This is a genomic window from Mesorhizobium sp. M0159 (assembly GCF_040322295.1).
Classification (GTDB): domain Bacteria; phylum Pseudomonadota; class Alphaproteobacteria; order Rhizobiales; family Rhizobiaceae; genus Mesorhizobium.
In genome coordinates, this window is record NZ_JAMYTF010000020.1 from 40,024 (window position 1) to 61,610 (window position 21,587).

The following is a 21,587-nucleotide window of genomic DNA, read 5'->3' on the forward strand; positions in this document are numbered from 1 at the left end:
GCGGCGACCCCCTCTGGCCTGCCGGCCATCTCCCCCCTCAAGGGGGGAGATCACAGCTTCACCCCCGGCGCTCCATAGACCGGCGTCGCAATGCCTTCCATGCGCGCCTTGATCTGCAGCGCGACGTACTTCGAATAGAAGCGCGACAGCGCCAGATTGCCGCCGTGGAACCACAGCGCTTCCTGTGCCGTCGGCTTCCACATGTTGCGCAATTCGCCTTGCCACGGACCCGGGTCGCCTTTCACGCCCGAGCCAATCCCCCAGCACGGGCCGACCTTGTCGGCGACTTCGCGCGAGACGATCGCCGCCACGGTTTCGTTCATCGAGAGATAGCCGGTGCAGGCGATGATTGCGTCGGCCGCCAGTTCGGTGCCGTCGTCGAAGAGGATGCCTGTCTGCGTCAGCGACTTGATCCCGACGCCGCTGCGGATGCCGATCTCGCCGTCGATGATCAGGTCGCAGGCGCCGACATCGATGTAGAAGCCCGAGCCGGTGCGGTAGGCCTTCATCAGGAGCCCGGTCTCGTCGTCGCCGAAATCGATGGCGAAGCCGGCGCCGCGCAAGCGATCGTAGAAGGCCGCGTCGCGCGCCTTGATGATGTCGTAAAGCGCCCGCTGGCCTTGCGGCAGCAGCGCGAACGGCGTCGAGGCGACGATCATGTCGGCCTTCTCGGTGGTGATGCCGCGGGCCAGCGCCTTTTCCGAAAAGATCTCGAAACCGATCTCCATCAGCGTGTCCGACTTGACCACCGTCGTCGGCGAGCGCTGGACCATGGTCACCTCGGCGCCGCTCTCCCAGAGGTCGACGCTGACGTCATGGCCGGAACTTGCCGCGCCGATGACGGCGACCTTTTTGCCGCGGAATTTCTCGCCGCTGGAATACTGGCTGGAATGCAGGATCTCGCCGTTGAAGACATCGGCACCCGGCAGGTCGATGCGCCTGGGCGGGCCATAAGCACCGGTTGCAAAGACGATGTGCCTGGGCTTCAGCGTGATGTGCTCGCCGGCGCGGTCGAGCTCGACCGTCCAGATTTTTTCGGCGTCGTCGTAGGACGCGCTGACGCATGTCGTGGAGGTCCAGTAATTGAGCTCCATGACGCGCGTATACATTTCCAGCCAGTCGCCCATCTTGTCCTTGGGCGTGAACACCGGCCAGTTCTCGGGAAACGGGATGTAGGGCAGATGGTCGTACCAGACCGGGTCGTGCAGCACGAGCGAGCGGTAGCGATTGCGCCAGGAATCGCCGGCCTGAGTGTTCTTCTCGATGACGATGGCCGGCACGCCCAATTGCCTGAGCCGCGCCCCCAGCACGATGCCGCCCTGGCCGCCGCCGATGACCAGGCAGTAGGGCTGTTGGCTAACGCCGAGGTCACGCGCCTCGCGGCGCCTCGCCTCCAGCCAGGTCTCGCGTTCCGGGTCTGCCTTGTGGCGGACGCCCAGAGGCCGCGCCGGGCCCTTGCGCTCCTCCAACCCCTTGAGATCGCTCATCGCCGTAAACAGCGTCCGGCACTTGCCGTCCCTGAGGCGCATGACGCCTTGCCCCCACGCCGATGACGTCTCGAAAGAAAACCAGGCCTCGATCGCGCCCTCGTCCGAAGTCGCTTCGCCGCTGAGCTGCCACCGGGCAGGCTTTGTCGTTGCCAGCGTCGCCGCCAGCATGTCGCAGATCGCGGCGCGGCCCTCCATCGTCTTGATGTTCCAGGTGAAGGTCAAGAGATCGCGCCAGTAGCAGTCCTCGACGAACAAATTGGTTGCCGCCTCGACGTCGCCGGCCTCGAGCGCCCGGGCAAAGGAATCGAGCCAGGTGGCTGCCTGTTTCGTCGGTGCGATGTCGAGCATCTGTCTTCCCTAACTTCCAGTGACCTTTGCGCTGCCCTTATTCTTACCCTTTCCCGGTTCTTTGCGGGAGAGGGTAAGGGCAGCGCAAACAGTCCGGAAGCTAAGGGCGCAGCGTAGGCCGAAGCGACTGCCCCTGCTGTCAGGCGCGCGCGCGGGCCTGATCCGAACCGCTATCCAGCCATGCAAGATCGTCCGGCGAAAGTGAAATGTCGAGCGCCTGGAGGCTGTCTTCCAATTCGTCGAGCGTGCGCGGCCCGATCAGCGGGACGGACGGAAAGGGCTGCGCCAGGACATAGGCGAGCGCGACGTGGATCGGGCTCTTGCCCAGCCGTCTGGCGAGCTCGATGGCACGGTCACGACGGCCGAAATTCTTCTCCGAGTACCAGACCCGGACCAGCTCCTCATTATCGCGCCGCTCGCGGCCGGCGCGGTCGGTGAAGAAGCCGCGGCCCTGGCTCGACCAGGCGAAGTTCGGCATCTGCCGGGCGGTGAGCCAGGCCTTCCATTCATCGCTGGAGGAGGTGACGCAGCCTGCCCAGATCGGCTCCAGCATCTCGGCCAATGAGAAATTGTTGGAAAGCGCGCCGGGCTTCTGCTTCCCGGTGCGCTCGGCATAGGCAATCGCCTTGTCCATGCGTTCCATCGTCCAGTTCGAGCCGCCGAACGGACCGCGAATGCGGCCGGCCTTGACCTCGCGGTCCATCGCATCGACGAATTCGTCGACCGGCACATCCGGATTGTCGCGGTGCATGAAATAGACGTCGATATGGTCGGTCTGCAGCCGTTCGAGCGACTGGGTGAGCTGCTTGCCGATGACGTCGGGATAGCAGAGCGGCGAGTGCGCGCCCTTGCCGATGACCACCGACTGCTCGCGCACGCCGCGGTTCTTCAGCCACTGGCCGAGCAGCGTCTCGGTATAGCCGGAACCGTAGACGAAGGCGGTGTCGAACAGATTGCCGCCGGCCTCGAAATAGGCATCGAGCAGGATGGCGCCCGACGAAAAGGTGCGGAAATCCTCGAAGCCGAGCGCCAGGCACGAGGCCGGCCGCGGCAGGCCCGGAATGCTGCGCTTGGGGATGGCGGTTCCGCCGGAGCGCAGCTTCCGTCCGGAGATCGTGTTGACGCGCTTTGCCGGTTTCTCGATGTCGTATTCGAGCCCGATTGCGGCCCGCCATTTGTCGAGCACGCGCAGATTGCCGAGACTGTCGGCCCAGCCCATGCCGGGCCAGGCGAACTCCTGCTTTCCGCCGAGAATGGCCTCGCCGGCGGCGTCGACCTCAAATGCGTACAGCCAGCCGTCCTCCGTGACCTCGACCACCTCGGTGTCACCCGGACGGATGATGCGGATTTCGCCGGTGCCGCCTTGCTGGCCGCCGGCATACCAGAAATCCGCCACCTCGATGCGGCCTTTGCTGCCGACAATACGCAAGACATTGTCCTGAGCGAGCGAGATGCTGCAGGACACTTCCGCGACGATGCCGCCCGGAAAATGCAACAGCGCCGACGCCCATTCGTCGACGCCGGATTGGCCGAGATGCGCAGCGCCGACGACTTTGTCCGGCTCGGCGAAGGGCTTTCCCGCCGCGGCGCCGGCAATCAGCCGCGCCATCGAGACGGGATAACCGCCGACATCGAGAATGCCGCCGCCGGCGAGATCCTTGGCGTAGAGACGGTGCTCCGGCATGAAGCCCGGCATGGCGAAGCCGAAGCTGGATTTGATCATCTTGATGTCGCCGATCGCGCCGGCCCTGATCAGCTCGACCAGCTTGGCCGTCTGCGGATGCAGCCGGTACATGAAGGCTTCGCCGAGAAAGGTGCCGGCCTTGCGCGCGGCATGGATCATGGCGTCGGCTTCGAATGCGGTCAGGCCAAGCGGCTTTTCGCAAAGCACGTGCTTTCCGGCCTCGGCCGCCTTGATCGCCCATTCGGCATGGCTCGGATGCGGCGTCGAAATATAGATCGCGTCGACATCCGGATCGCCAACCAAAGCCTCGTAGCCGTCCAGGATGCGAGCGCCGGGGAAAGCCTCGGTGAGCCCCGCCTTGCCCGGATTGCGCGCCCCTAGGGCGACCAATGTGCCGGTGCGCGAATGGGCGACGCCCCCGGCAAAAGCCTTGGCGATGTTGCCGGGCCCGAGAATGCCCCAGCGAACTTTTTCTGGTTTGGACGTCATGTCAATCTCCGTGGGGTGGCCGCGAGCAATCGCGATCGGACAAAAGAAAGATGGGTTAGCGAATGCGTGCGCCGGTGGCGTCGAAGAGAAGCGAGCGGTCGGCTTTGATCGACACCACCAGGTCGTCGCCGTTCGCGCGATGCCGCGAGGCCTCGCGCTCGATGATCAGTTCCTCGCGTCCGCCCCCGGTACCGGAATTGGCATAGACATAGCTCACCGATCCCAAGTGCTCGGCGACGTCGGCCTTGAGGGTAAGGTCGCAATCGCCCTGGCCGGCGTCGAAGAAATGCTCCGGCCGCACGCCAAGCACGACATCGCCGCCTGTTGCAGGCAAGGCATCCGAAAGCGGCTTGCGCAGTCGCGCGCCGCGATGATTGACCAGTTCGACGACCGCCGCACCGTTGTCGGCCCCGACCATTTTTGCCGCCAGGAAGTTCATTTTCGGCGAGCCGACGAAGCCGGCAACGAAGCGGTTGGCGGGGTCGTCGTAGAGATCGAGCGGCGCGCCGATCTGCTCGATATTGCCGGCGTTGAGCACGACGATCCTGTCGGCCAGCGTCATCGCCTCGGTCTGGTCGTGCGTCACATAGACCATGGTAACGCCGAGTTCCTTATGAAGGCGCGATATCTCGACGCGCATCTGCACCCGGAGCTCGGCATCGAGATTGCTGAGCGGTTCGTCGAACAGGAACACTTGCGGCTCACGCACGATGGCGCGGCCGATGGCGACGCGCTGGCGCTGGCCGCCCGACAATTGCCGCGGCCGCCGCTTCATCAGCTCGGCGATGCGCAGGATTTCGGAAGCCCGCTTCACCCGCCGCTCGGTATCTGCCTTGGGGTTGCCGGTCATTCTCAGGCCGAAGCTCAGATTCTGCTCGACCGTCATGTGCGGATAGAGCGCGTAGGACTGGAACACCATGGCGATGCCGCGATCGGCCGCCTCGACGTCGTTCACCACCTTGCCGCCAATGGCGATCTCGCCGTCGCTGATGTCCTCGAGCCCGGCGATCATCCGGAGCAGCGTGGACTTGCCGCAGCCGGAAGGGCCGACGAAGACGACGAATTCGCCGTCATCGATGTCGATATTGGCGCCGTGGACGATCTCGAAGACGCCGAAGCGCTTGATGACGTTTTTGAGTGTGACTGCCGCCATGCTGATCCTTACTTGATGGCGCCGGCGGCGATGCCGGCAACGAAATGGCGCTGCAGAAGCACGAACACGACGAGCATTGGCGCCGTCAGCATCACCGCGCCCGCCATGATGCCGCCCCAGGACACCTTGGTGAGACCGATCAGCGTGCCGAGCGCCACGGGCGCGGTCATTGCGCCCGGCTTGGAATTGATCAGCAGCGGCCAGAGATAGTTGTTCCAGGAGGCAAGGAAGAGGATGATGGCGAGCGCCGCCAGCATCGGCCGCGCCAGAGGCAGTGCGACGAACAGGAATATCCGCCATTCCTTGACGCCCTCGACCTTGGCGGCGTCGAACAGCTCGTGCGGCATCATCGAAAAACTCTGCCGCATGAAGAGCACGCCCAGCGAATTGAACAGCGGCGGCACGATCAGCGCCACCCAAGTGTTGGCGAGCTTGAAGTCGCGCGCCACCATGATGAATTGCGGGATCAGCACGACCGCATAGGGCAGCGTGATGGTGCCGAAGATGATGGCGACGACCATGCCCTTGCCGAAGAAGTTGTAACGCGCCAGCGCCCAGCCGGCCATCGAGGTCAGCATCACCGACAGGAAGGTATAGGTCACCGCCACCGAGACGGAGATGCCGATGGCGCCGATGAAATTGGTGCCGCGCTGCAGATTGCTGACATTGTCGAGGAAATTGCCATGCGGCAAAAGCTCGATGTCGGGGCTGAAGATGCCGTTGTCGGGCATCGTCGAAAAAACCACCATCATCCACAGCGGAAACAGCCAGACCAGCGCCAGCGGCGTCAGGAACAGATGCAGCGCGATGCTGCGTCCCAATCTGGCCTGGGAACGGCTGACTCTTGAGTGCGAGGTCATTTCGGTTCCCTCGTCAGCCATATCTGCACCAGCGAAATGGCAATCGCCAGCCCGGCCATGGTGTAGGCGACGGCCGAAGCGTAGCCGAAATTGAGCGACCGGAAGCCCTGGCGGTAAAGCAGCAGCCCGAGCGTTTCGGTGCCGCCGCCCGGCCCGCCGCGCTCGGTGATCAGGAAGGGCTCGGTGAACAGCTGCATGGTGCCGATGATCGACAGCACGGCGCAGAACACAATGATCGGCTTGAGCAGCGGCAGCGTGATGTAGAAGAACTGTTTGACCTTGCTGACCCGGTCCAGGGTCGCCGCCTCGTAGACATCCTCGGGAATCGACTGCAGGCCGGCGAGCAGGATGATGGCGTTGTAGCCGGCCCAGCGCCACGTCACCGCCATCATGATCACCGCCATCGCCGGGGTGACGTTGGTAAACCAGTCGACACTGGGCAGGCCGATGCTGTTCAGCAACTTGTTGATGATGCCGTAGTCGAGATTGAACATCAGCCGGAAAACCGCCGAATAGGCGACCTCGCCGACCACGACCGGCGCGAAGAAGGCAAAGCGGAACAGGCCACGGGCCTTGAGCAGTGGCGAATTCAAAAGCACCGCCATCACAATCGCCAGCGAAATCATCACCGGCACCTGGATGACAAGGATCAGCAATGTGTTCTTCAAGGCATTGAAGAAGGCCGGATCGCCGATCAGCCGGCCCCAGTTGAAGGTCGGCGCGAAGCGCCACGGCACGGTGCGCGTCGCCTGGAACGAGATCAGGAAGGAATCGATGATCGGCCACAGCCAGAAGATCGAAAAAATCAGCAGATACGGCGCGAGGAAGCGATACGCCGTGGCGTTCTGGTAGCGCATCGTTTTCCTCCTTTCTGGTTTCAAGTTCTTGCCTTCTCCCCTTGTGGGAGAAGGTGGATCGGCGCGTAGCGCCGAGACGGTTGAGGGGTGATGGCCGGAGTGCCGCCGGCGCCAAGCTGGAGCACCCCTCATCCGTCGCCTTCGGCGATACCTTCTCCCACAAGGGGAGAAGGGGAGCCGCGCGCTCGGAGCCGCCTCGTCTAGATCACGACTTGACCGGCAGGCCGGTCGCCGCGGCGATCTGGCTTGCGGCATCGTCGAGCGCTGCCTTGGCGTCGGGATAGCCGCCGGCCAGATATTTGGTCTGCACCGCGCGGATGATGATTTCGGCGTCGCTCTGGAACGGCGTGCCGCGGCTGGGGACGACCTTGGGCAAGGTGCCGAGGATGTCCTTCCACACGGCTTGGCCACCCCAATAGGGCAGGCCTTCGGAGACATAAGGGTCGTTGAGCGCCGAGATCAGCGACGGCACCAGGCCGAAGCCTTTCAGCATGGTGATCTGGCCCTCATTCGTCGCAAGCGTGTATTTCAGATAGGCGTAGGCGGCTTCCTTGTTCTTCGACACCGAGGTGATGGCGAGCGAGGAGCCGCCGAGATTGGCGGCGCGCGGACCGTCGGCGGTCAGGCTCGGCATCAGATAGACGCCCCATTTGCCTGCCCCATCGGGCGATTCGGTGCGCACGGTGCCTTCATACCAGCCGCCATACATCTGCGTGGCGACCTTGCCGGCGGTGTTGTTGGTGATCTTGGTGCTCCAGTCGGCAGAGGAAATGATGCCGGCGTCCTTCATCTCCTTGATCTTGGTCATGGCATCGACGCATTTGGGCTGGTTGACCGTGATCGATTGCCCGTCGGCGGAGAAGTAGGCGCAACCCTGCTCGTTGGAGATCATGCGGAAGAATTCGGAATCGCCGTTGAAATCGGCGTTGGTCATCGTGACGCCGGGATTGGCGGCCTGGATTTTCTTGGCGGCGGCGATGAAATCGTCCCAGGTCTTGATCGAGGACGGATCGACGCCAGCCTTCTCGTAGAAGTCGCGGCGGTAGAACATCGCCACTGGACCGGAATCCCAGGGCATCGCATAGGCCTTGTCGTCAACCTCGAGCTCGGTACGCTTGAAGTCGGGGAATTTTGCCTGGTCTTCCGCGGTGTAGCCGAGCGTATGCAGGTCAACGAAGCAATCCGGGAACTGGCTCCAGTAGTTTTCGGCTTCGCCGTTCTCGATCGTAACGATGTCAGGCAGCCCCTCGCCGCCGGCGGCACAGCCGGCGATCGATTTGTCGTAGGTCGGCTGGTTGCCAAGGTCCTCGACCGTCACCTTGATGTCGGGATACTGCTTGTTGAAGCCCGCTATGGTGGCCTTCAGCGACGAAGCGGCGATATTCCAGCTCCAGATCGTGATTTCACCGGACTGCGCAAAGGCCGGGCTGGAGCCCAAGGCAAGCGCGAGCGCGGCGCAGGTCAATTTTATGCGCATTGAAATCCTCCCATTTCAGTTGCTCTCTGTTTGTGAGCGTGGCTAGACTAGGCCTCGGGAAAGCCTTGTCCGCGACAAAGGGAATAAGAAATGAGCGGAAAGTAAGATGCCGGAAAGGCCGTTTTACCAGCCTGGCGCCAGCAGCGTGGAGGGCCTGCCGCTGCTGCTGCAGATGTTCCACACCCAGCCCCTCGTGATGCTCAAGCCGCATTGGCACGCCCAGGTCGAGGTGAATTTCATCGTGCGCGGCGCCGTGCATTACCGCATGGACGGGCACGGGATTTCGCTTTCTGCTGGCGACATGTGCCTGTTCTGGGGCGGCCTGCCGCACCAGATGGACGAAGCCTCCGACGATGCCATCTACGCCGGCGCGCATCTGCCGCTGGTGCATTTCTTCCGGCTGCATTTGCCCGTCGATGTCCGCAACAGGCTGATGACCGGCGCGACGCTGGTGACCGACGCCACCGACCCGTCCGACGACCACAATTTCGAGCGCTGGAACCGCTATGCCCGCTCCGGCGACCCGGTCAAGGCCGAGCATGCCGTCAACGAGCTTTTGCTGCGGCTGGAGCGGGTGCGCTTCGAGCCTTACCGGCTGGTGCCCGAAACCCCGGTCGAACAGGAGATAGGCAGTCCCTTCGATCAGCAATCGCTGCGCAATGTCGGGCGCATGTGCGACTTCATCGCCGAGAATTTCCTCTACGAGATCGATTGCGTCGACATCGCCGCGGCGGCCGATATCCATCCCAAATACGCCATGAGCATCTTCAAGAAATCGACCGGCATGACGCTCAATGAATATGTGAATTTGCTGCGCCTCAGCTACGCGCAGGCGCTGCTGATGCATCAGGATGCCAATGTGCTGCGCGTCGCCATGGAATCGGGCTTCGGCTCGCTCAGTGCCTTCAACAAGTCGTTCCGCAAGCTTTCCGGCATGTCGCCGTCGGATTTCCGCAGGGGCGTGGCCGGCGCCAGATAACGGCTGGATTCAGCCGATAATATCCAGGCGCCTCGGCAGGCGGTTCATCGGCGACGGCCCGTTGGCGGTGATCAGGAACTGGTCCTCGAGATTGAAGCTGGCGAGACCGTCGATGTAGAGCGGGATCTCGAATGCCAGCATCATGCCGGCCTCGATCACGACATTGCTGTCGGCCGAGATGAACGGCCATTGCTCGGAAAACACGGAATGGCCGACGCCGTGGCCGAAATGGCCGCGGCGATAGGAACGCAGGCCCTGGCGCGCCAGGCTTTCGCTGGCGGCGCGATGCACGGCGGCTAACGGCTTTCCGGGCATAAGCGCGACAAGCCCGTCGGCGAAGGCGCGTTCGGCTATCGCATGCAATTCGGCCTGTTCGGGCGACGGCGGCCCGAAGGTGAAATTCCGCGACATATCCGAGGCATAGCCGTTCACGCTGCACACCATGTCGGCCTTCAGCGGATCGCCGGCGGCGGCGACGGCGTCGGCGCCTTTTGGGCGAGCGCCCAGCGTGACGTATTCCGCCGTCGAGATTTGCTGCGACGACCCGGCGGCTGCATCCGCGACGCCTTGCCGGTAAAGCGCGACCAGCTCAGACTGACGCATGCCGGTCGTCGCATGCTGCTGCAGCCGCGACAGGCCGGCTTCCGACAGGGCGATGCCCTGCTGCAGAAGGTCGATCTCGCTCTGCGATTTGATTGCCCGCAGCCTGTCGAGAACCGGTGAGCCGTTGACCAGGGCAGTGCCCGGCAACATCGCCTGCAGCGCGGAAAAATCGCTGGCCGAGACGAAATCCAGCTCGATGCCGAGCGTCGCACGCTCCAGCCCGAATTCTGTAAAGATCGTTTTCAGCTCGCGGACGGAGCGGGCAAGCTCAAAGGTCGCCGGACGTGAAAAACCGGGAGCGCGGCCAACCAGGCCGGCCTCGATGCGCTGCGCAACAGGCCGGTCAGCCGTCGCCGGCTCGAGCGACGCCGATTCGATCCAGATCGCATGCGTGCGCAGCACGGCGCCGGCCATCGCCGCCCGGAGCCGGGCAGCCTGGAAATCCGCCACCACGACGCCGATCGGCAGGTCGCCTCGCTTGGGAATAACGACGAAACCGGCGCCGGCCCGCCGGAACAGGCCGGCCGGGCCGATCCAGGCACCGGTGGAATATTGGAACGCCTCGGGCTCGCAAAGCACCAGCGCCTCGATGCCGGCGCGCTGCATCAGGTCAGTTGCGCGCTCGCGGTCGACAAAGCCGGTCATGGGATCTCCTCGAATGCACTCGAATCCGACGCCGATGCGGCGGCGTTTGGCCTTAGCGTAGCTTCAGTGCCGCCGTGGAGCAGCTTTTTTCTGGAAGCGCTGTTCACCTTGAGAGTTCGTCGTCGGGAAACGAAAAAAGCCGCGGCGAACCACGGCTTTCAACGCGACGAGTGGTCTGTTTCGAATGCTTACTCGGTTTCGTCGGAAGTGTCGTCGGCAGTGTCTGCCGCGTCTTTCGCGGCCTTCCTATCCAGCGCTGCCTGCAAGGCCAGCGTAGCCTGCGGTGAGGCCGGTGTCGTGGCAACGACCGCCATTGCATGAGCAACGCCGGTCGTCGACTTGTCCTTGGCCGCGGCGGAAGTGGCGGCTCCGTGTCCCTGCGAGCCGGCCCCAGCCGAGTTTCCGCCGTTACCGTTGCTGCCGCCATTGCCGTTGCCATTGCCATTGCCCCCGGGAGCAGCGAGTACCGGAGATGCGACAAGGGTGAGAGCGGCTACAGTCGCGAATAGACAGGTGCGCGTTTTCATAGTTCCTCCTTCGAGTCGCCCTCCCGCCAGGATGGGTTTCAGATGAAAAACGTCAGGACTTTCGAATCCGAAAGTCGGCTGTTACCTAGCTTTGTTCAAATACAGTATTCTACAAGACGGACCTTGGTCCGAAATCGATACGCAAAAGTCCTGAATTTTATCGACAGCGTACTTCGGACGACCGCAGCGGCGGGATTTTTGCTGCCGGCAGATCCGGCGCCGCTACAGCGCAGTGTGCGTCGGCTGACATCAGGCTAGGGTCGAGGAAACCTAGCTGCTCGGCCATCGGTGAGATCATTCAAGGTGATTGAGGAACATTCCACATTTCGTGAAGTTGGGAGCGCAGGCGCGCTTTTGAGGTGCCAAAATGTTTGATGCCGGCGGGCTTTTGGGAGGAAGCCATGATCCGCGTCACGCCTGCATTTCGTGTTTCGCGCCGCCGCGCGTTGCAGTTTGGCCTGGGAGCAACGCTCGCTTCGGCCACCGGCCTTGCCCCGGTTTCCCGGGCCTATGCGCAGGATGAGGTCAAAGACGAAGACATTTTTTTCCGGTTCGCCCTCAATCTCGAATATATATGGAAGCCGAATATTACCTGCGCGGTACAACCGGAAAAGGGATCGAAGACTCGGATGCTGGCCCGAAGGCCGGCGCTGTCGTCGGCGGCAAACAGGTCAGCTTTGACACGCCTGCAATCGGCGAGTTCATGCGCCCATGGCGTCCAAAAAGCTAGTGAGTTCAATTGGCTCGCCCGAAAAGGGTCGAACTCCTGACCCCTAGATTCTGGTCTGAGAAGTCAAGATATAGGCGGTTCGAACGTGTCCCCTACTCCGTCAACGCTCCGGCTTCCCACCGCCAAGGCACATCATGGTTTAGGGGCTTGGCTTAGACGCTCGAAGTGAAGTACCCAGCCCATACCTATTCTATTCTGGAGTCTCCACGTTGATCGTAGCGGTCAAGGCCGCCGAGAATCCGAGATGGTCAATACCAGTGAAATGATGCAGGTTCTTCTGGACCACGTGGCAAGCAGGCCGCTGAGCAGACGTAGCTTCCTGGTTTCAGCATATGGACCCTCTTTGTAATACGAATTGAAAATTGCGCCCTCATGTTTCAGAACAGGTCGGTAGACCCGCGAGGATGATTTCGAATCCTGCGGGTCGCTCACGGTCCTCAAGGCGAGAATTCTAAGAGACGTTCAACAATGACCCAGCACGCAGAAAACGCTCGAATTCTCATGTACAGCCACGACACGTTCGGGCTCGGCCATTTGCAGCGCTGCCGGACTATCGCGCATTCGCTGGTCGAGGATTTCCGCGGACTTCAGGTGCTCATCATTTCGGGTGCGACTATCGCTGGCGCCTTCGATTACCGCGCCCGTGTCGACTTCGTGAAGATCCCCAGCGTCATCAAGCTGCGCAACGGCGAATACACCTCGCTGGAAAAGGACATCGATCTGCATGAGACGCTAAGGATGCGCCAGTCGATCATCCGCCATACAGCTGAGACCTTCCGGCCGGATATCTTCATCGTCGACAAGGAACCGCTCGGCCTGCGCGGTGAGATTGAGGACACGCTGTCCTACCTCAAGACGCGAGGCACCACGCTGGTGCTTGGCCTGCGCGAGGTGATGGATGCGCCGCATCTGCTCGAAGCAGAGTGGGCACGCAGAGACGTGATGCGCAAGATAGGCGTCTTCTACGACAAGGTCTGGGCCTATGGTCCGCCGGATTTCTACGATCCGTTGACGGGCTTGGATGTGCCCCCGGCTGTCAGGGCAAAGATGAGGTTCGTCGGTTTCCTGCAACGGAGCCTGCAGCGGAACGAGTTGCCCGGCCACCGACCCGAGGGCGACTATATCCTCGTTACTACCGGTGGCGGCGGTGACGGCGCCGATCTGATCCACGACGTCATCGATGCCTATCAACAGGATCCGCAATTGCAGCATAGAGCCCTGATCGTGCTTGGGCCTTACATGCCGGCGCGCAAGCGCAACAAGCTGCTCAAGAAGGGGTCCAAGATCCCCTACATCAAGATCATCGAGTTCGACAACCGGATGGAAGACCTGATTGCCGGCGCCAAGGCGGTAGTGGCGATGGGCGGCTACAACACCTATTGCGAGATACTGTCTTTCGACAAGCCGGCGCTGATCGTGCCGCGCGTCGAGCCCCGCCAGGAACAACTGATCCGCGCACGGCGCGCAGCCGAACTCGGCCTCATCGAGATGCTTTTGCCGGAAGAAGCCGAGGATTCCGGGCGGTTTGCTGATGCACTGAAGGTGCTGCCGGACCGGCCCCGCCCATCGCAGAGCAATCCGCATCTGACGCTGGAAGGGCTGCCTCATATTTCCGAAATCGTCGCGGAACTGCTCGACCGGCGGGCCGGCCATCACCTTTCGGTCATTGAAGGAATGACCTGAGTTGCAACATCGCAAGATCGTCGTGGTTCTGAAGGGTTATCCGCGGCTGTCCGAAACCTTCATCGCGCAGGAACTGCTCGGTCTTGAGCGTGCGGGGTTCGACCTGATACTCGTCGCGCTCAGGCGGCCGACCGACGAAAAACGCCACCCCGTGCATGACGAGATCAAAGCGCCCGTCCATTATCTGCCGGAATATCTGCATGAAGAGCCGCTGCGCGTGCTTCGCTCGCTGTTTGCCTGTCTGCTGCGTCCGGGCTTCTGGCGCGCGCTCGGATCGCTGGCTGCCGATATGCCCCGCGACTTTACGCGCAATCGCGCGCGCCGCTTCGGGCAAGCGCTCGTGCTGGCGGCCGAATGGCCGGAAAACGCGGGCTGGCTGCATGCACATTTCGCGCACACGCCTGCATCGGTGACGCGCTATGCCAGCCAGCTTCGTGGCCTGCCCTGGACCTGCTCGGCCCATGCCAAGGACATCTGGACTTCGGCGGACTGGGATCTGGCCGGCAAGCTTTCCTCGGCGCGCTGGACGGTCACTTGCACGAAAACCGGCTTCGACCGTCTGAAAAAACTCGCTAACGGCAACTCGTCTGTGCATCTGAGCTATCATGGGCTCGACCTTGATCGCTTCGGCAGTTACGGCGAGGCGCGAAAGCAGCATGACGGCTCGGCTCTGGACGAACCGGTTGTCGTTCTGAGTGTCGGGCGCGCCGTTGAAAAGAAAGGTTACGATACGTTGCTGGAGGCCCTTGCCCTGTTGCCCGGCGATTTGGCGTGGCGTTTCGAGCATATCGGCGGCGGCGAAGAACTGGAACGGTTCAAGGCGCTGGCGCAAAAGCTCGGCCTGGATGGTCGCGTCTCTTGGAAAGGCGCGCTAGCGCAGGAGGAGGTGCTTGAGCACTACCGCCGCGCCGACATCTTCGCCCTGGCCTGCAGGATCACCGCAAATGGCGACCGCGACGGTCTGCCGAACGTTCTGGTGGAGGCGGCTAGCCAGCGGCTTGCCTGCGTGTCGACCGATATTTCCGGCGTGCCGGAGTTTTTATCGCCGGATGAAACCGGGTTGCTGGTTCCGACGGAAAACCCGATTGCCCTGGCACAGGCGCTGGAGCGCCTGATCCGTGATCCCGTGCTCCGCGACCGCCTCGGCGACGCCGCAGAGCGGCGCGTGCGCGGCAATTTCGATCATATGGCAAGCATTGGACAGCTCAAGGAACTGTTCGAGCGGGAGTGGCGGGCCGCCGAATGAAGCGGCTGCGCGCTTTCTTCTATGTCCAGCACCTGCTCGGCATCGGCCATCTCGCGCGCGCCAGCCGCATTGCGGCGGCTCTGGTCGATGACGGGTTTGACGTTACCGTCGTGACCGGCGGAGCGCCGATCGCCGGGTTTCCGGGATTGGGTGTACAATCTGTAACCCTGCCACCTGTCACCTCCGGTGATGAAGGATTTTCGGGACTTGTCGACCTGCAAGGCAACCCGATCGACGATGATTTCAAGAAATGGCGTTCAGAGATGCTGCTGCAGGCATTCCGGGATTGCAGGCCTGATATCGTCATTGTCGAGGCGTTTCCATTTGGACGCCGGCAGATGCGTTTCGAACTCTTGCCGCTGATCGAGGCCATCGACGCGACGTCGCCCAGACCACTGCTGGCGACGTCCGTCCGTGATATCCTCCAGGAGCGCGTCAAGCTGGGCCGAAACGAGGAAACGGTCGATCTCATCAACAGGCATTTCGATCTTGTTATGGTCCACGGCGATCCGGCTTTCGCAACCATCGACAAGACATTTCCACTGGCTGGGGCGATCAGGGCCGAGGTCACCTACACGGGGCTCGTTGCCGCGCCGCCATCGCCCGCGGCCTCCGAGCGCTTCGACGTTCTGGTGTCGGTTGGCGGCGGGGCTGCCGGAAAGAGCCTTGTCAGATCCACCATCGCAGCGGCGCGGAATGCCAACAACGCTTGGAAATGGTGTTTGATCACCGGCCCAAACCTGCCGAAAGACGAGTTTGACGCGATCGCACGCGATGCCACGCCGGGCCTGTCCATCTTCCGGTTCCGCGAGGATTTCGCCAGCCTGCTGACCGGCGCCCGCCTGTCAGTCTCGCAGGCGGGTTACAACACGGTCTGCGATGTCCTGCGCGCGGGTTGTCGCTCCCTGCTCGTCCCATTTGCAGCGGGCGGGGAAACCGAACAGACGGTTCGCGCCCTGATGCTCGAAGAACTCGGTCTTGCAACGGTGCTGATGGAAAAGGACCTGACGCCTGAAGGTTTGGCGCAAGCGATCGAACAAGCGCTTGTGGAACCGACGCCATCCGCACATCGTCTCGATCTGGAAGGCGCGCATCGCTCCGCGCAAATCCTGCGCGAGCGGCATCGAACATGGTCCCTAAATGTGGGGCCCGGTTTCGGAAAAGTTCATGATTAAGCAGACGATAGATCCTAGAGCGGTTCATCGTTTCACGCAGAACCGCTCTGTCTCTTTGTTTTGACGCAATTCCGGACGGAAAGCCGTTTCCACACTTTCCTGCAAATGCTCTAACGCGTCGCGTCTGGTGAGATTCGTGCGACGCGCTTCAAGTCCTGTTTTTATGCGTGTCGTTGTCCCAAAACCGCTACGCGCTTTTGGGCGAAATGCATCAAACAGTTCCAATCAGCATGAAGCGCGTATAATTTTTTGTCGGCAGTTCGCCGGAGAACCGCACCTCCCGTAGCGCCGCCATTTCCTCGAAGGCTGCAAGCGAAGCCACGCAGTTGATGTGCGTCGGCTCGCTAAAATAATCGTTCGATTGCAGCAGTACATTCGTGCCCGGCGGAAGCAGAGCAAGCCAGGCGCGCAGATCGGCTATATGTTCGCAGCTCGTATTGACCATCAGATCGGGCCGCCCGGCCGCATAGTCGAGTGCGTACATATCTGCCGTCAGCGCCCGGAACCGGTCGCCGGCTTCCCGGTTGAGGGTCCGGGCGACCGGCGCGACTTCGGGGTCGATGTCGATGCTATCGACCGCCGCGATGTCGAAGCGGGCGTCGTTGAAAAGCATTGCCGGCAATACGCCGTACCATCCACCCAGAACCCATATGCGCCCGAAGCGGCCGCCGCCGCTTTCGAACAGCCTGTCGAGCGCCCACATCTTGCAGGCGACCTGCTTGTGGTTGAAGGCGTTGGCGATATCGGCCTTCGGATGCTTGGCGACGACGCGCGCCAGCCCTGCCACGAGAGGGCAGTTGACATAAGCAGCAATTCCCCGCGTGAGGTCCAAGGCTTGCTCGTGCCAGTCCATGGCATTGCGTGGTTGCGTGACATCCATCATAATTCGTCTTGTATGTTGGGATTTTGGGCGACACAACGCAATGTTGCCACCCGCAAGACTGTTTGATTCCGCGGACGTGATCATGCTGCAAGCCGCTTGGCTATTGCCCGGTGCCGGAGAGAGCCTGTTGCATCTGTCCGGATCATCGGCGTCCATCCGCCAGCACCAGCCGCGCAGCTGCGGCCTCGTGCTGCTCGGCTGTTCGCCAAAGCCCTGCGAAAGCCGCGGACCGTTTGGCCAGCTGCTTTCTTCGCCGATCAACAATGCCCATGTCGTTGCCATCGACCGTGCGCCGGAACTGGATCGCGCCGCCTCGCAGGTTCCTTGCATCGTTGAGCGCAGGACAATGTCCGTGCACAGCAGCTTCGAGCTTGGCGATGAAGAAATTGCCGATACGCCATTCGCCAGCAGGTGCTTTTACATCCTGCATCCTTCCAACTGAAGGGTCTACAGTCGCATATGGAAGCCAGCCTAGCCCGCTATATCTGGACGCACACCAAGAAGCAGCAGCTCTGGATATTGATGATCGTCGTGCTTTCGATGATCCCGTATTTCATGTCCTTCGACCTGCCGAAGCTGATCGTCAACGGACCGATCCAAGGTCGCGGCTTCGAGCAACCGGGCGCGACCCAGCCATTCATGAGGCTACACTATAACCTGCCGTTCATTGGAGAGGTCCAGTTCTTCTCCGGTTTTCAGCTCGACCGCGAGGAGACCCTGTTTGCCCTGAGCCTTGTGTTCCTCTTGCTAGTCGTCATCAACGGCCTGTTCAAATTCTACATCAACACCTACAAGGGCCGCCTCGGCGAACGCATGCTGCGGCGTATCCGCTTCGATCTGGTCGACCGTGTGCTGCGTTTTCCGCCGGTTTACTTCAAGCGGGTGAAATCCGCCGAAGTGGCGACCATGGTGAAGGACGAGGTGGAGCCGCTGGGCGGCTTCATCGGCGACGCCTTCCTGCAGCCGGTACTGCTCGGCGGCCAAGCGCTGACGGCCATGCTGTTCATCATGATCCAGAACGTCTGGCTCGGAATGATAGCGGTCGTGATCGTGGCGATCCAGATCGTGCTCATCCCGCGAATGCGGCGGCGGCTGATCGTGCTCGGACGCCAACGGCAGTTGACGGCGCGCGCGCTTTCGGGCCGGGTTGGCGAAATCGTCGACGGCATCGGCGCGGTTCACGTCCACGATACATCAAACTACGAGCGCGCCGACATAGCTGCCCGGCTCGGGCTCATCTTCAAGATCCGCTTCGATCTTTACCAATGGAAATTCATGGTGAAGTTCCTCAACAATTTTCTCGCGCAGCTCACGCCCTTTCTGTTCTACATGATCGGCGGGTATCTGGTCCTCCAGGGGCGGCTGGACGTCGGCCAGCTCGTGGCCGTGATCGGCGCCTACAAGGACCTGCCCGGACCGATGAAGGAACTGATCGACTGGGATCAGGATCGGCAGGATGTCCAGGTCAAATATCAACAGGTCGTTGAACAGTTCACCGTCGAAGGTCTCATCGCGCCGAAAATCGGGGTATTGACGATCGACGATCCCGATCCGATGACCAAGCCGCTGTCGGCGATCAATCTGTCCGTAGCAGACGATGGCGGTGCAATGCTCCTTAACCGTATCTCCCTCCAGGTCAAGCCGGGTGAGACGGTGGCACTGGTCAGTACCGCAACAGGTGGAGCGGAGGCGCTTGCAGAAGCCTTCGCGCGGCTGAACTGGCCGGACAGCGGAAGGGTCGCTTCGGGCACCGACGACCTGCTTGAACTCCCCGAAGCAGTAACCGGCCGGCGCATGTCGTATGCCTCGTCGGATGTTTTCCTGTTCCAGGCAAGCCTCCGCGACAACCTGCTCTACGGGTTGAAGCATGCGCCGCTGACATCGGTGCCTTATGACGGTGCTGCGGCAGATCAGCACCGCTGGAACATTCACGAGGCGCGCCGGTCGGGCAATCCGGATCTTGATATTCACAGCGACTGGATCAACTATGCTTCCGCTGGCGCTACCGGCCCGCACGACCTCTTTGAAGCCGTGCGCCGGGTGCTCGACGCGGTTGTTCTGTCGCGTGACATTCTGGATCTCGGCTTGCGCTCTTCGGCCGACCTCACGCGTCACACGGAGCTTGCCAGGCGGATCGTCGAATTGCGTGCGGCGCTGCGGACCCGGCTGGAACAAGAGGGGCTGAGCGCACTGGTGGTTCCTTTCGAACCGGGCGCCTACAACAAGGAAGCAACGATCGGCCAAAACCTGCTCTTCGGCGCTGCCGCCGGCCCCGCACTGGCCGACAGGGCCCTGGCGGCCAATCCCTATTTTGCTTCCGTGCTGAGGCAAGCCGGCCTCGACCGCACGCTCTACGACATGGGCTTGGAGATCGCCAAACAGGCGATCGAGCTGTTTGCCGACCTGCCGCCCGATCACCAGTTCTTCCAGCAGCTCGCCTTCATGAGCGCGGAGGAGATACCCGCCTACGAAACCTTGCTGCAACGGCTCAAGAACCGTCCCTACGAGGCGGTTTCGGAGAACGATCGCGCCATGATCGTCACCTTGAGCTTTGCCTACATCGAGCCCCGGCACCGCTTCGGCCTGCTGAGCGACGAGCTGATGAGCAAGATCGTCGCTGCACGCAACCGGTTCTATGAAGACCTGCCGCCCGAGCTGCACAATGCGGTCGAACGGTATGATCCTGCCAAATACATTGCCGCGGCCACCGTCATGGATAATGTCCTGTTCGGGCGTGTGGGCAACAATCATCCCGACGCGCCCGACCGCATACGCTCCATCGTCTATGACATTCTTGACGAACTGGGGCTTTATGGCGAACTTCTGGATGTCGGCCTGGACTTCAACGTCGGCTCCGGCGGCAGGCGGCTGACCGGTGGACAGCGACAGAAGCTCGATGTTGCCCGGGCCTTGCTCAAGCGTCCCGATTTTCTCATTCTCAACCGGCCGCTGTCGGCGCTAGACCAGCGCATGCAGGATAAGGTGCTGCGAAATGTGCTCGAGGAAGCCAGGCGCGACGGCCATTCGCCGGCAATTGTGTGGGTCGTGACGAATCCGGCAATGGCGATGATGTTCGATCGCGTTATCGTCTTCGACTCGGGTCAATTGGCGGAAGACGGAACACACGAGACACTTTTGGCAGGGAACGGTATCTTCAAGGAACTGTTGTCATAGAGCAACGGACATTCAAATGGGATCATTCTGCCGGTGCACGATATCGGGCTCGCCACCTTTCGCGTGGTTTGTCTCGCCATCCCGGAAAGAGAATTGATTCCATCTGGGCGTCCGTTGCTCTAGTCTGGCAAACGCGAATTTTGGAAGGTTTGCGACAATGCTGCTCAAGGATGAAGTTGGAATGCTGCAACGCGTTCCCTTGTTCTCTGCCATCGAGCCGACAAAGCTCAAGCTGCTTGCGTTCACATCCGATCGTGTGAGCTACAGCGCCGGCCAGATCCTTTTCCGGCAGGGCGACGAGGGAGACGCCGCCTATGTCATCCTTTCAGGCAGGGCGGATATTCTTGTCGATTCCGACAGCGGACCGATAAAAGTTGCCGAACTGGAGCCAAATTCGATCGTTGGCGAGATCGCCATATTGTGCAACAGCTCCCGCACTGCCACCGTCAGAGCGGCAAGTCCGCTGGAAGCCCTGAGAATCCGCAAGGATCATTTCCTGAGGCTTATGAGGGAGTTCCCGGAAATGACCATCGAGATATTGCGGGTTCTTGCCGATCGCCTAAGCCATACGACCGCGGATCTGATCGACGCACGAAGCGCCAAATAACGAAGGACGTGCGCTCGATCCTCGCCGTCGTGACGGCACTGTCCTCTCGCTGAGAAGATCACCCGGAGAAAGCCTGTCTCGCCTAGCAGCAGTTGTTTGGATATGATGGGCGAAGGGGTAGCATGGACGACAACGTTTTCCTGGTCAGGTTTTGGGGTGTCCGCGGCAGCATTTCGGTATCAGGGCCAGAATTCTCTCGCTATGGCGGCAACTCAATCTGCGTCGAGATGCGATGCGGTAAGCATACGCTTCTGTTCGACGCAGGCTCTGGCCTACGGCCTGCCGGCGCGGCGCTTCAGGCGTTGGGCGTGACCGATTTCGACCTGCTTTTCACCCATTGCCATTACGATCACATCATCGGGCTGCCGTCTTTTGCGCCGATCTATGACCGGGGCGCCAAGGTTACGCTTTGGTCCGGGCATCTTGCAGGACACATGACGACCCGGCAGATGGTCGATGAGTTCATGCGGCCGCCGTGGTTTCCGGTGAAACTGGAGGCCTGCAAGGCAAGCCTCGACTATCGCGATTTCGTATCCGGAGACGTGCTTCGCCCGCGCGAAGGGGTGGTGGTCCGAACCGGCAGTCTTATGCACCCGGGCGGCTGCATAGGCTACCGGGTCGAATGGGGCGGCGGCGTCGTGGCGGTGATCACAGACACTGAGCACGAGCCGGACAAACTCGATCAGGCGGTGCTCGGCCTGATCGAAGATGCCGACCTCGTCATTTACGATTGCACCTACACCGAGGAGGAAATGGAACGCCGCCGCGGTTACGGGCACTCGACGTGGCAACAGGGCGTCAAGCTCTGTGAGGCGGCCGGTGCGCGGAGGCTTGCGCTGTTTCACCACGATCCGACACGCACCGACAAGGAACTGGACAAGATCCAGAAACTGGCCAAGGACAGGTTTACCGGCGCTTTTGCCGCGCGGGATGGCCAGACGCTCAAACTTCCAGTCCCATTGCGCAAAAGGCGCTGA

16 protein-coding genes and 1 pseudogene are annotated in these 21,587 nt (G+C 61.7%); 8 read left to right on the forward strand and 9 right to left on the reverse strand.

Going from position 1 to position 21,587, the window contains the following annotated elements; translation table 11 throughout:
* Window positions 1-50: 50 nt before the first annotated feature.
* The 6 genes from NKJ32_RS19580 to NKJ32_RS19605 all read right to left on the reverse strand — a co-directional run bounded on the left by NKJ32_RS19580 (window position 51) and on the right by NKJ32_RS19605 (window position 8,358).
* On the reverse strand, window positions 51-1,838 hold the full coding sequence (locus NKJ32_RS19580) for an NAD(P)-binding domain-containing protein (protein WP_352692096.1): 1,788 nt from the start codon (window positions 1,836-1,838) through the stop codon (window positions 51-53).
* Between the two features lie 139 nt (window positions 1,839-1,977).
* The gene (locus NKJ32_RS19585; protein ID WP_352828556.1) at window positions 1,978-4,011 is read right to left on the reverse strand and encodes an aldo/keto reductase; all 2,034 of its coding nucleotides are present in this window, start codon (window positions 4,009-4,011) and stop codon (window positions 1,978-1,980) included.
* A gap of 55 nt (window positions 4,012-4,066) precedes the next feature.
* Window positions 4,067-5,164, reverse strand: a complete 1,098-nt coding sequence (locus tag NKJ32_RS19590) for an ABC transporter ATP-binding protein (RefSeq protein WP_023675944.1) — start codon at window positions 5,162-5,164, stop codon at window positions 4,067-4,069.
* 8 nt (window positions 5,165-5,172) lie between these two features.
* On the reverse strand, window positions 5,173-6,024 hold the full coding sequence (locus NKJ32_RS19595) for a carbohydrate ABC transporter permease (protein ID WP_023675945.1): 852 nt from the start codon (window positions 6,022-6,024) through the stop codon (window positions 5,173-5,175).
* Window positions 6,021-6,881, reverse strand: a complete 861-nt coding sequence (locus NKJ32_RS19600; RefSeq protein ID WP_254817930.1) for a carbohydrate ABC transporter permease — start codon at window positions 6,879-6,881, stop codon at window positions 6,021-6,023. The genes NKJ32_RS19595 and NKJ32_RS19600 overlap by 4 nt, the downstream gene beginning before the upstream one ends.
* Window positions 6,882-7,086: 205 nt before the next feature.
* The gene (locus NKJ32_RS19605) at window positions 7,087-8,358 is read right to left on the reverse strand and encodes an extracellular solute-binding protein (protein WP_023675947.1); all 1,272 of its coding nucleotides are present in this window, start codon (window positions 8,356-8,358) and stop codon (window positions 7,087-7,089) included.
* Window positions 8,359-8,464: 106 nt separating this feature from the next.
* Between NKJ32_RS19605 and NKJ32_RS19610 the strand changes: the two genes are divergently transcribed.
* Window positions 8,465-9,337 (forward strand): helix-turn-helix domain-containing protein, encoded by an 873-nt coding sequence (locus NKJ32_RS19610; RefSeq protein ID WP_352724401.1) that lies wholly within the window; start codon window positions 8,465-8,467, stop codon window positions 9,335-9,337.
* Window positions 9,338-9,346: 9 nt separating this feature from the next.
* On the opposite strand, the gene NKJ32_RS19615 is transcribed toward NKJ32_RS19610, so the two are convergent.
* Both NKJ32_RS19615 and NKJ32_RS19620 read right to left on the reverse strand, forming a co-directional pair.
* Window positions 9,347-10,585, reverse strand: coding sequence for a M24 family metallopeptidase (locus NKJ32_RS19615; protein WP_352828558.1), 1,239 nt, complete (start codon window positions 10,583-10,585; stop codon window positions 9,347-9,349).
* A 188-nt stretch (window positions 10,586-10,773) separates the two neighbouring features.
* The gene (locus NKJ32_RS19620) at window positions 10,774-11,112 is read right to left on the reverse strand and encodes a hypothetical protein (RefSeq protein ID WP_023675950.1); all 339 of its coding nucleotides are present in this window, start codon (window positions 11,110-11,112) and stop codon (window positions 10,774-10,776) included.
* Between the two features lie 401 nt (window positions 11,113-11,513).
* On the opposite strand from NKJ32_RS19620, the pseudogene NKJ32_RS19625 reads away from it, so the two are divergent.
* The 4 genes and pseudogenes from NKJ32_RS19625 to NKJ32_RS19640 form a co-directional block, all read left to right on the forward strand.
* Window positions 11,514-11,821 (forward strand): annotated as a pseudogene (locus tag NKJ32_RS19625) (ferritin-like domain-containing protein); the annotation flags it as partial.
* Window positions 11,822-12,310: 489 nt separating this feature from the next.
* A complete protein-coding gene (locus NKJ32_RS19630; protein WP_352828561.1) occupies window positions 12,311-13,525 on the forward strand; it encodes a glycosyltransferase family protein in 1,215 nt (404 codons plus the stop codon).
* A 1-nt stretch (window position 13,526) separates the two neighbouring features.
* Window positions 13,527-14,771: a glycosyltransferase gene (locus NKJ32_RS19635; RefSeq protein WP_352782296.1), complete on the forward strand. Its 1,245-nt coding sequence runs from the start codon at window positions 13,527-13,529 to the stop codon at window positions 14,769-14,771.
* On the forward strand, window positions 14,768-15,946 hold the full coding sequence (locus NKJ32_RS19640) for a glycosyltransferase family protein (protein WP_352828563.1): 1,179 nt from the start codon (window positions 14,768-14,770) through the stop codon (window positions 15,944-15,946). The genes NKJ32_RS19635 and NKJ32_RS19640 overlap by 4 nt, the downstream gene beginning before the upstream one ends.
* 211 nt (window positions 15,947-16,157) lie before the next feature.
* Here NKJ32_RS19640 and NKJ32_RS19645 read toward each other — a convergent pair whose 3' ends face one another.
* Window positions 16,158-16,826, reverse strand: a complete 669-nt coding sequence (locus NKJ32_RS19645; RefSeq protein ID WP_352450272.1) for a class I SAM-dependent methyltransferase — start codon at window positions 16,824-16,826, stop codon at window positions 16,158-16,160.
* Window positions 16,827-17,288: 462 nt separating this feature from the next.
* Between NKJ32_RS19645 and NKJ32_RS19650 the strand changes: the two genes are divergently transcribed.
* The 3 genes from NKJ32_RS19650 (at window position 17,289) to NKJ32_RS19660 (ending at window position 21,587) form a co-directional block, all read left to right on the forward strand.
* Window positions 17,289-20,003, forward strand: coding sequence for an ABC transporter transmembrane domain-containing protein (locus tag NKJ32_RS19650; protein WP_352828565.1), 2,715 nt, complete (start codon window positions 17,289-17,291; stop codon window positions 20,001-20,003).
* A gap of 157 nt (window positions 20,004-20,160) precedes the next feature.
* A complete protein-coding gene (locus NKJ32_RS19655) occupies window positions 20,161-20,610 on the forward strand; it encodes a cyclic nucleotide-binding domain-containing protein (protein ID WP_023675957.1) in 450 nt (149 codons plus the stop codon).
* A 122-nt stretch (window positions 20,611-20,732) separates the two neighbouring features.
* Window positions 20,733-21,587 (forward strand): MBL fold metallo-hydrolase, encoded by an 855-nt coding sequence (locus NKJ32_RS19660; RefSeq protein WP_352755869.1) that lies wholly within the window; start codon window positions 20,733-20,735, stop codon window positions 21,585-21,587.

What these genes read in the sequence shown, in the direction of transcription:
- NKJ32_RS19660 (WP_352755869.1), top strand. Translation starts at nt 20,733, where the DNA reads ATGGACGACAACGTTTTCCTGGTCAGGTTTTGGGGTGTCCGCGGCAGC.
- NKJ32_RS19645 (WP_352450272.1), bottom strand. Translation starts at nt 16,826, where the DNA reads ATGGATGTCACGCAACCACGCAATGCCATGGACTGGCACGAGCAAGCC.
- NKJ32_RS19590 (WP_023675944.1), bottom strand. Translation starts at nt 5,164, where the DNA reads ATGGCGGCAGTCACACTCAAAAACGTCATCAAGCGCTTCGGCGTCTTC.
- NKJ32_RS19580 (WP_352692096.1), bottom strand. Translation starts at nt 1,838, where the DNA reads ATGCTCGACATCGCACCGACGAAACAGGCAGCCACCTGGCTCGATTCC.
- NKJ32_RS19600 (WP_254817930.1), bottom strand. Translation starts at nt 6,881, where the DNA reads ATGCGCTACCAGAACGCCACGGCGTATCGCTTCCTCGCGCCGTATCTG.
- NKJ32_RS19615 (WP_352828558.1), bottom strand. Translation starts at nt 10,585, where the DNA reads ATGACCGGCTTTGTCGACCGCGAGCGCGCAACTGACCTGATGCAGCGC.
- NKJ32_RS19585 (WP_352828556.1), bottom strand. Translation starts at nt 4,011, where the DNA reads ATGACGTCCAAACCAGAAAAAGTTCGCTGGGGCATTCTCGGGCCCGGC.
- NKJ32_RS19595 (WP_023675945.1), bottom strand. Translation starts at nt 6,024, where the DNA reads ATGACCTCGCACTCAAGAGTCAGCCGTTCCCAGGCCAGATTGGGACGC.
- NKJ32_RS19610 (WP_352724401.1), top strand. Translation starts at nt 8,465, where the DNA reads ATGCCGGAAAGGCCGTTTTACCAGCCTGGCGCCAGCAGCGTGGAGGGC.
- NKJ32_RS19640 (WP_352828563.1), top strand. Translation starts at nt 14,768, where the DNA reads ATGAAGCGGCTGCGCGCTTTCTTCTATGTCCAGCACCTGCTCGGCATC.
- NKJ32_RS19650 (WP_352828565.1), top strand. Translation starts at nt 17,289, where the DNA reads ATGGAAGCCAGCCTAGCCCGCTATATCTGGACGCACACCAAGAAGCAG.
- NKJ32_RS19605 (WP_023675947.1), bottom strand. Translation starts at nt 8,358, where the DNA reads ATGCGCATAAAATTGACCTGCGCCGCGCTCGCGCTTGCCTTGGGCTCC.
- NKJ32_RS19630 (WP_352828561.1), top strand. Translation starts at nt 12,311, where the DNA reads ATGACCCAGCACGCAGAAAACGCTCGAATTCTCATGTACAGCCACGAC.
- NKJ32_RS19620 (WP_023675950.1), bottom strand. Translation starts at nt 11,112, where the DNA reads ATGAAAACGCGCACCTGTCTATTCGCGACTGTAGCCGCTCTCACCCTT.
- NKJ32_RS19655 (WP_023675957.1), top strand. Translation starts at nt 20,161, where the DNA reads ATGCTGCTCAAGGATGAAGTTGGAATGCTGCAACGCGTTCCCTTGTTC.